This window comes from Paraprevotella clara YIT 11840, assembly GCF_000233955.1.
Taxonomy (GTDB): domain Bacteria; phylum Bacteroidota; class Bacteroidia; order Bacteroidales; family Bacteroidaceae; genus Paraprevotella; species Paraprevotella clara.
In genome coordinates this window covers 1-393 of sequence record NZ_JH376718.1, presented here as the reverse complement: position 1 = coordinate 393, position 393 = coordinate 1, and the positions used below count along the sequence as shown (strand labels likewise).

The window sequence follows — 393 nt, the reverse complement described above, 5'->3', positions numbered from 1 at the left end:
TCGTTCGGCAGCAATTTCCATATCCTTGCTGATTTTCTCATTGGTGATTTTAGCATAAATCTGGGTAGTTTTGATATTCTTATGTCCCATCATCTTGCTAACACTTTCCAAGGGAACCCCTTCTGTTAAGAACAGAGTACCAAAGGTATGGCGTGCCCAGTGAAATGAAATGGGTTTTTCACGAATGATGTTACAATCTTTCATCATCTTTCTGATTAAGAGGTTGCAATTAGCATTGGAGGGTGTAGGAAACAATGCCTCTGTACGAGTCGTACCTTCATATTTTTCAATAATTTTCTCGGCTATATCCAACAGACGTACATTACAGGGCACATCAGATTTCTGACGGCGTTTGATAAGCCATTTGTTGCCGTCAAAGAACGATTGTAAGTG

At 39.9% G+C, this 393-nt stretch carries 1 protein-coding gene; it reads right to left on the bottom strand.

What is annotated here, in order from left to right; all coding sequences use genetic code 11:
- Positions 1-393, bottom strand: a 393-nt coding sequence (locus HMPREF9441_RS17265) for a site-specific integrase (protein ID WP_008623792.1), incomplete at both ends; no start/stop codon positions are given.